The sequence below is a fragment of the Brevundimonas sp. genome (genome assembly GCF_024711105.1).
Lineage (GTDB): Bacteria > Pseudomonadota > Alphaproteobacteria > Caulobacterales > Caulobacteraceae > Brevundimonas.
The window spans coordinates 1-7,084 of sequence record NZ_JANJTL010000033.1; the positions used below are offsets into that span (position 1 = coordinate 1).

Consider the following 7,084-nt stretch of genomic DNA (forward strand, 5'->3'; position numbering starts at 1 on the left):
GCGACGACCTCGGCCTCGCGCGAGGTGATCTCGGGCTCGCCTTGCAGGATCGCCGCGACAGCCAGCAACTCGAGCATGAATGTCTCCGCGGCGATGCAGGCCGTCCCGCGCCTTGCCGGGAGACCGTGCCGCGTCACGGGCGCCAAAGGCAACCGACGATCTCTGACGTCGCATCGGGTCGGGTCCGATCAGCTTGACATTGGCGGGCGCGGGACGACCTCCTGCGGCCCCGCTGGACGCCGAATCCTTCGTGCGTTTCTAGGTGTGGACCGCGGATGCCGATGCGAAGCCTCAAGACCGCCCTGCTGACCGCCGTCACCTTCGGCCTGGTCGGGCCGCTGTTCGGAACGATCGCGTTCGCCGTATGGGGCCTGGCGGAAAGCACCGAGCCAGCGTCGGGCTGGGCGGTCCTCGCCATCCTGTGGATGCTGCCGTTTGGCTACATGTTCGGCTTCGTCCCGGCGGTTCTGACGGGATTTCTGGCCGGCCTGGTCAGAGGACGGGTGAGTTCGGCCGTCTATGTCGCGGCCTCGGCCATTGCAGGGTTCGCGGTGACTTGGGGTCTGGCGACGCTGACGGCGTCAGGCCCCGACCTCGACGGGGGAGGCGTCAACCTTGCGATCATTGGAGCGATCGCGGGACTGTGTTCGGGCGTCGTCAGCTCGGCGCTGGGCCGGCGGAGACGCCAGCCGGTCAGTGCTGGACCGGCAGAATCAGACTGAGGTCGTAGCCGAGCTCGGCGGTGCGTCGGGGGCAAGCGTCACGATCCCGGTCACCTGGACCACTTCGCCCTGAGGGCGAGCATTGTGCGCGACGGCCGGCTGTCGTGCCGCTATATCGCGCCGCCATGAAGCCCTTCTGGGAAACCAAGCGCCTGGACGAGATGAGCCCGCAGGAGTGGGAATCGCTCTGCGACGGGTGCGGGCTGTGCTGCCTGGTCCGGTTCGAAGACGAGGACACGCTGGAGGTCATCCCGACGCGGGTGCACTGCAAGCTGTTCGATCCGGTGAGCTGCCGGTGCTCGGACTACGAGAACCGCAAGGCCTATGTGCCGGACTGCATCAAGCTGACGCCAGGCGCGATCGAGGACCTGGAGTGGATGCCGAAGTCGTGCGCCTATCGCCGGCTGCATGAGGGGCGGGGGCTGGCGGAGTGGCATCCGCTGATCTCGGGCGATCCGGAGAGCGTGCATCGCGCCGGCGTCAGCGTGCGCGGCGAGACGATCAACGAAAACACCCTGGCCGATCCCGAAGACGCGCTGGATCACGCGGCCTGGGACCTGGTGGCCGAACGGGGTTAGAAGAACTCCTGCGAAGCCGGGGCGTTTCCCGGTGAGAGGAGGAACCCAAGATGGCCTATGCCGACAAGCCGGGTCTGAGCCCGATCCTGATCCTGCTGATGCTGTTCATTCTGGCGGCGCTGGCCGGCGTGGGCGCGCTGTTCGTGGCGATGCTGGGGACCGTGCTAGGCTGATGGCCAGCCGCCGCGGCTTCCTCGGCGGCCTGGCCTGGCTGGGCGCCGGGGCGGCGGGCGCCTGGCTGCTGAGGGAGCGCGTCTTCTGGCCGACGGCGTCGCTGGACGCCGAGGCGGTGGGCGAGAGCGGCTGGCTGCCGTTCGCGGAGGCGCGCACGCCGCTGCCGCTGGTCAATGTCGGGCTGAATGGAGTGACCGTCAGCGCCCTGATCGACAGTGGGGCCCAGCACTCGCTGGTCGATCGGGCGCTGGCCGAAAGGCTGGAGCTGACCGAGGCCCTGACGCCGCCGATGATCGCCTATGGCGCGGGCGGCGGCGGTCAGGTGGGACGCGGGGCCGACATGGAGATCCGGCTGGGCGAGACGACGCTGAACCGGGTCAGGGCCGCAAGCCTGGAACTGGGCCCCATCGCCGATCCGGACCGCGGCGGGGTGGGGGTCATCCTGGGCCAGGACGTGCTGCAGGTGCTGGTCGCAGACATCGACTTTCCCAAGCGCCGCATGCGGTTCGAACCGCGGACGACGCACCAGGCGCCCGAGGGCGCGCGCGACGCAGCCGTCTGGAAGCGCGGGCGGGCGCTGGAGGCGCGGGTGGCCATGGAGGGCGCGGTCATCGACGCGGTGGTCGACACTGGGGCGACGGCGGCCCTTTCGCTGACGCGCAGCGCGGCGGAGCGGGCAGGCCTGCTGGATGGTCGGACCGAGCGGCGCTCGACCAGCATCGTGCTGGGCGGGGCGGTCGAGGGGGTTTCGGTCAGGGCCGAGCGGTTGTGGTTCTCGGGGCGGACGTTCGAAGACCAAGAGGTCCACATCCTGCCGGACGGGCGAATCCCGGGGTTCCCGGACGGACTGCTCGGCCTGGGCCTGCTGGCGCACGAACGGGTGCTGCTCGATCTGGGTGGCGGCGCGCTGCGGATGATGGAGAGCGCCTGAGCCGCGATGGGAGGGCGGGCCCGGAAGCGCCCCCGCATTTCGGGACGCGAAAGCGTTGCGGACGTGCGGTCTGCGAGAAATCGAGCGTCGGTTCCGCCCGGTGTCCGCTGGTGAGGTAGACTTCAGTCAGGCTCGAGAGTTGGGCCTGAACCCCCGGAGATCGAGATGTTCGACTGGCGCAGGGCCTTGGGTCCGGCGAGGCGCGGGCCTGCGCCCGAGGCGAAGGCCAGCGCCGTAGGCGCGATCCTCGCGATGCATCATGTCGGGCGGCCGGTGTGGACGCCCAAGGACTATGAGAGCCTGACGCGGGCGGGGTTCGGGCGAAACCCGGTGGCCTATCGCTGCGTGCGGATGATCGCGGAGGCGGCGGCCTCGACGCCGCTGGTGGTGTTCGAGGGCGGGGAGCGGGCGGAGGGGCATCCGCTGCAGGCGGTGCTGGACCGGCCCAATCCGGAGCAGTCGGGACGCGAGCTGTTCGAGCAGCTGTACGGCCAGCTGCAGACGGCGGGGAACGCCTATCTGGAGGCCGCGGGAGAGGGGGTCGAGGAGCTCTATGCGCTGAGGCCGGACCGGGTGCGGGTCGTGCCCGGCGCGGACGGATGGCCGGCGGCCTACGACTATTCGGCGGGCGGGCGGACGCGGCGGCTGATGCGGCAAGCGGACGGGTTCTCGCCGGTGCTGCATCTCAAGCTTCTGAACCCGACGGACGACTGGTACGGCATGTCGCCGCTGGAGGCGGCGGCGCAGGCGGTGGATTGCCACACGGCGGCGAGCGCCTGGAACAAGGCGCTGCTGGACAATGCGGCGCGGCCAAGCGGCGCGCTGGTGGTGGGCGGGGAGCGGCTGACGGGCGAGCAGTTCGAGACGCTGAAGTCCGAGCTGGGCGAGCAATACGCCGGGGCGATGAACGCCGGGCGGCCGCTGTTGCTGGAAGGCGGGCTGGACTGGAAGCCGATGAGCCTGAGCCCGGCGGACATGGACTTCATCGAAGGCAAGCACGCGGCGGCGCGGGAGATCGCGCTGGCCTTCGGCGTGCCGCCGCAGGTGCTGGGGATACCGGGCGACAACACCTATGCGACCTTCCGCGAGGCCAATGCGGCCTTCTGGCGGCAGACGATCACGCCCCTGGTGCAGAAGGGGGCGGCGGCGATGACGGCGTGGCTGAGGCCGCGGTTTCCGGATGCGCGGATCGAGGCGGACCTGGACGCGGTGCCGGCTCTGGCCGCCGAGCGCGAGGCGCTGTGGGCGCGGCTGGAGGCGGCGAGCTTCCTGACGCCCGAAGAGCGGCGGCGGATGGCGGGGCTGGGCGGGTGATGCCGTCTCCTCTCCCATCGCGAAGGCGATGGGGAGGCAGGCTCGCCGGAGCGAGCCGGAGGGGACGGATCCGCCGCACCGGCGCCTAGCGGCGACCGGCCCCTCCACCGCTTCGCGGTCCCCCTCCCCATCGCAAGTCGATGGGGAGGAGACGGGCTGAGCTGATCGAGGATGAAATGACCGAAGAAATGAAAGCGCGGATCCCGGCGGCGGTGCTGGTCGCGGTGGCGATCCAGACGGCGGGCGCCCTGCTGTGGGCCGGCGGGGCGGCGGCGCGGATCAGCGCGCTGGAGGCGCGGGTCGAGGGGCAGGGCTCGGTCGCCGAGCGGCTGGCCCGGCTGGAGGAACAGACGGTCGCGGTGCGTCAGGCGGTGGAGCGGCTGGAGCGCCGGATGGAGGGCCGATGAGCGAGGTGGCCGTCGAGGGCTACGCCTCGCTGTGGGGCGTGGCGGACCTGAACCGGGACGTGACGGCGCGGGGCTGTTTCGGCGAGAGCCTGGCGGCGCGGGGCGCCTCGGGCGTGAAGATGCTGCACCAGCACGCGGACGAGCCGGTGGGGGTGTGGGACGCGCTGTTGGAGGACGCGCGGGGCCTGAAGGTCTCGGGGCGGGTGATGGACTGGTCGCCGCAGGCGCGGTTCTGCCAGGCGCTGGTCCGGGCCGGGGCGCTGGACGGGCTGTCGATCGGCTTTCGGGCGGTTGGCGCGCGGAAGGACGGGGCGCTCAGGGTGCTGTCGGCGGTGGACCTTTGGGAGGTGTCGCTGGTGACGTTCCCGATGCTGCCGGGGGCGCGGTTGCGGCTCAGCTGAGCGCCAGGCGGATCAGGTTGGCGATGAAGGTCAACGGCAGAAGGATTAGCAGTAGGCGAAGGACGAGCCAGACGGCGCCGACTGCGACGAAGGCCAGGCCGTCGCGGCGGGCGTCCCGTCGGGGCCATGGTCGGGGGATGCGCTCAAGGGCTCAGCCGAAAACGGTTTGGGAGGCGTCGGGCGACTGCTCGCCGTCGAGTTCCTTGCGCCAAGCGGCAGCGTGGCGACGAACAGAGGCGAGCAGGACGATGCAGAAGGCGATCACAGCTGTGTCCCAATAGGTGAGACCGGCGGCCGCTAGGAACTGATCTCCCTGCGAGTTGTATTCGAGAAGCAAGACTGCCGCCCACGCTACGAAGGCACCAATGTGCAATACAACCACGGCCGTTTGCAGTAGCGCGGGCCAGGGTGCGCCGATTGTGCGAATGGCCTGAACTACGACTGGAAAAGGCGCCGAGTGGGGCTCTGCCTGAGGCTCCTCGCGTAGGTCGTCTTGGACCTGCTGGAGAACTGGCTTCGATCGGTCGCGCTTGGGTCGACGCATCTTGGCTTGGCTCATCAACAGGATGAAGCAAGCGCCCAGCAAACCGAGGCCTAGCCATACCAGAGGGTAGGGAAGAGGGTCCTGACGGAGCCTGAGGCTCATCGCCAAGCACAGCAGCGGCCACCAGGCGGCCCACGCGAGCCTTGGCAGCCCGGTACGCCAAATCCAGTCGGCGGGATCATCCGAACGAGACATCGAAAAGCGTCCGTGGCCGGGGCCGCGCGCGACAACGGCGGCTGACGCCGCGAGATTAGGGGAAACCATGAAAGAGACCAAACAGGGCCTCGCCTCGCCCGAGGCGCGGGCGGCGATGCATGAGCTGATGGGGGCGTTCGAGGCCTTCAAGGCGGCGAACGACGCCAGGCTGGAGGAGATGGAGCGCAAGGGGGTGGCCGACGGCCTGCTCGAGGAGAAGGTGGCGCGGATCGACCAGGCGGTGGCCGGGGCGCAGGGGCGGCTGGACCGGCTGATGAGCGAGATGCGGCGGCCTCAGCTGGAGGCTGAGTCCCTCCCACCCGGCGCTTCGCGCCGCCCTCCCCTCGGAGGGGAGGGAGAATTTAAGAGCTACCTGCGGTCGGGGACGACCGCCGGGCTGATCGAGGTCAAGGCGGGGCTGGATACGGGGCCGACGTCGGGCGGCTATGTCGTGCCGGAGCAGACAGAGCGGCTGATCGAGAGGCGGCTTATGGCGGCCTCGCCGATGCGGGAGATCGCGACGGTCCGCACGGTGGCGTCGGGCGTGTTCAGGAAGCCGGTGTCGACCGCGGGCGTGGAGGCCGGCTGGGTGGCCGAGACGGCGGCGCGGCCGGAGACTGACCCGGCGATGTTGGAGCTGCTCGAGTTCCCGGCGGCGGACCTCTATGCGAGCCCGGCGGCGACGCAGGCGCTGCTGGACGACGCCATGGTGGACCTGGACGACTGGCTGGCGGCCGAGGTCGAGGACGCCTTCGCCGCCCAGGAGACCGAGGCCTTCGTCGCTGGCAATGGGACGAACAAGCCCAGGGGCTTCCTGAGCTACACGACGGTGGCGGACGCAGACGCCGAGTGGGGCGAGATCGGCTATGTGGCCTCGGGCGCGGCCGGGGCGTTCGCCACGGAGGACCCGGTCGATAAGCTCATCGACCTGATCTATGCGCCCAAGGCGCAGTATCGGGCCGGCGCGCGGTTCGTGATGAACCGCAAGACGGCGGGCATGATCCGCAAGTTCAAGGACGCGGACGGGAACTACGTCTGGAGCCCGGCCACGCAGCCGGGGGCGACGAGCTCGCTGCTGGGCTATCCGGTGACCGAGATCGAGACCATGCCGGACGTGGCGGCGGACAGCCTGTCGATCGCCTTCGGCGACTTCCGGCGGGGCTATCTGATCGTGGATCGCGCCGGCGTGCGGGTGCTGAGGGACCCGTTCACGGCCAAGCCCTATGTGCTGTTCTACACGACCAAGCGGGTCGGCGGCGGGGTGCAGAACTTCGACGCGATCAAGGTGATGAAGTTCAGCGCGAGCTAGGGCTCGCGAGGGCTTGGTGAGTAGGGAGTAGGGCTTAGGAAAGAGGCGGCGCGGAAGCGACTAAGCCCTACTCCCTAAGCCCTAAGCCCTTCCAGAAAATCGAGAATGACATGAGCGAACCGGTCAGCCTGGCCGAGGCGAAGCTGTTCCTGCGCATCGAGCACGGGGCGGAGGACGAGCTGATCCTGATGCTGCTGGAGGCGGCGAAGGAGAAGGCGGAGGCGGCGACGGGGCTGAGCCTGGACGCCGAGGCGCCGGCGATGGTGCGGCTGGCGATGCTGAAGCTGGTCCATGACGCCTATGAGCGGGGCGGGCCGGTGGAGGCGGGCTCGGTCGAGGCCTGGCTGGCGCCGTTCCGGACGGTGCGGCTGTGAGGGCGCTGAGGACGCCGGCGGAGCTGTTTCAGGTTGTCGAGACCGAAACGCCGCTGGGCGGGCGGACGCGGACGCTAGAGCCGCTCGGCCGGCTGTGGCTGGCGGTCGAGCGCGCGCATCGAAGCGGGAGTTCAG

10 protein-coding genes are annotated in these 7,084 nt (G+C 70.0%); 9 read left to right on the forward strand and 1 reads right to left on the reverse strand.

Annotation, left to right across the window (positions count from 1 at the left end):
- The first annotated feature begins 275 nt into the window (after nt 1-275).
- From Q0M60_RS02225 to Q0M60_RS02255, 7 genes are all read left to right on the forward strand, one after another.
- A complete protein-coding gene (locus tag Q0M60_RS02225) occupies nt 276-722 on the forward strand; it encodes a hypothetical protein (RefSeq protein WP_296815393.1) in 447 nt (148 codons plus the stop codon).
- Between the two features lie 125 nt (nt 723-847).
- Complete coding sequence (locus tag Q0M60_RS02230; RefSeq protein WP_296815396.1) at nt 848-1,300, forward strand: YcgN family cysteine cluster protein; 453 nt, start codon at nt 848-850, stop codon at nt 1,298-1,300.
- Between the two features lie 50 nt (nt 1,301-1,350).
- The gene (locus tag Q0M60_RS02235; protein WP_296815398.1) at nt 1,351-1,473 is read left to right on the forward strand and encodes a hypothetical protein; all 123 of its coding nucleotides are present in this window, start codon (nt 1,351-1,353) and stop codon (nt 1,471-1,473) included.
- Entirely contained in the window at nt 1,473-2,405 is a 933-nt protein-coding gene (locus tag Q0M60_RS02240; RefSeq protein WP_296815400.1) for a retropepsin-like aspartic protease, read from the forward strand. Before Q0M60_RS02235 ends, Q0M60_RS02240 begins: the two co-directional genes overlap by 1 nt.
- A 165-nt stretch (nt 2,406-2,570) precedes the next feature.
- Nucleotides 2,571-3,719 carry a phage portal protein gene (locus tag Q0M60_RS02245; protein ID WP_296815402.1) on the forward strand — a complete coding sequence of 383 codons (1,149 nt, stop codon included), beginning with the start codon at nt 2,571-2,573 and terminating at the stop codon, nt 3,717-3,719.
- A gap of 176 nt (nt 3,720-3,895) precedes the next feature.
- Nucleotides 3,896-4,126 carry a hypothetical protein gene (locus Q0M60_RS02250; RefSeq protein WP_296815403.1) on the forward strand — a complete coding sequence of 77 codons (231 nt, stop codon included), beginning with the start codon at nt 3,896-3,898 and terminating at the stop codon, nt 4,124-4,126.
- Nucleotides 4,123-4,527, forward strand: a complete 405-nt coding sequence (locus Q0M60_RS02255; protein WP_296815406.1) for an HK97 family phage prohead protease — start codon at nt 4,123-4,125, stop codon at nt 4,525-4,527. The genes Q0M60_RS02250 and Q0M60_RS02255 overlap by 4 nt, the downstream gene beginning before the upstream one ends.
- Nucleotides 4,528-4,678: 151 nt before the next feature.
- Here Q0M60_RS02255 and Q0M60_RS02260 read toward each other — a convergent pair whose 3' ends face one another.
- Nucleotides 4,679-4,864, reverse strand: coding sequence for a hypothetical protein (locus Q0M60_RS02260; protein ID WP_296815409.1), 186 nt, complete (start codon nt 4,862-4,864; stop codon nt 4,679-4,681).
- Between the two features lie 469 nt (nt 4,865-5,333).
- On the opposite strand from Q0M60_RS02260, the gene Q0M60_RS02265 reads away from it, so the two are divergent.
- Together Q0M60_RS02265 and Q0M60_RS02270 are read left to right on the forward strand one after the other, a co-directional pair.
- Nucleotides 5,334-6,575: a phage major capsid protein gene (locus Q0M60_RS02265; RefSeq protein WP_296815411.1), complete on the forward strand. Its 1,242-nt coding sequence runs from the start codon at nt 5,334-5,336 to the stop codon at nt 6,573-6,575.
- A gap of 110 nt (nt 6,576-6,685) precedes the next feature.
- The gene (locus Q0M60_RS02270) at nt 6,686-6,949 is read left to right on the forward strand and encodes a head-tail connector protein (protein ID WP_296815413.1); all 264 of its coding nucleotides are present in this window, start codon (nt 6,686-6,688) and stop codon (nt 6,947-6,949) included.
- Nucleotides 6,950-7,084: the final 135 nt, after the last annotated feature.

Excerpts from the sequence above, each read along its gene's own strand:
- Q0M60_RS02270 (WP_296815413.1), top strand. The coding sequence starts at position 6,686 with ATGAGCGAACCGGTCAGCCTGGCCGAGGCGAAGCTGTTCCTGCGCATC.
- Q0M60_RS02240 (WP_296815400.1), top strand. The coding sequence starts at position 1,473 with ATGGCCAGCCGCCGCGGCTTCCTCGGCGGCCTGGCCTGGCTGGGCGCC.
- Q0M60_RS02245 (WP_296815402.1), top strand. The coding sequence starts at position 2,571 with ATGTTCGACTGGCGCAGGGCCTTGGGTCCGGCGAGGCGCGGGCCTGCG.
- Q0M60_RS02230 (WP_296815396.1), top strand. The coding sequence starts at position 848 with ATGAAGCCCTTCTGGGAAACCAAGCGCCTGGACGAGATGAGCCCGCAG.
- Q0M60_RS02265 (WP_296815411.1), top strand. The coding sequence starts at position 5,334 with ATGAAAGAGACCAAACAGGGCCTCGCCTCGCCCGAGGCGCGGGCGGCG.
- Q0M60_RS02250 (WP_296815403.1), top strand. The coding sequence starts at position 3,896 with ATGACCGAAGAAATGAAAGCGCGGATCCCGGCGGCGGTGCTGGTCGCG.
- Q0M60_RS02255 (WP_296815406.1), top strand. The coding sequence starts at position 4,123 with ATGAGCGAGGTGGCCGTCGAGGGCTACGCCTCGCTGTGGGGCGTGGCG.
- Q0M60_RS02225 (WP_296815393.1), top strand. The coding sequence starts at position 276 with ATGCCGATGCGAAGCCTCAAGACCGCCCTGCTGACCGCCGTCACCTTC.
- Q0M60_RS02235 (WP_296815398.1), top strand. The coding sequence starts at position 1,351 with ATGGCCTATGCCGACAAGCCGGGTCTGAGCCCGATCCTGATCCTGCTG.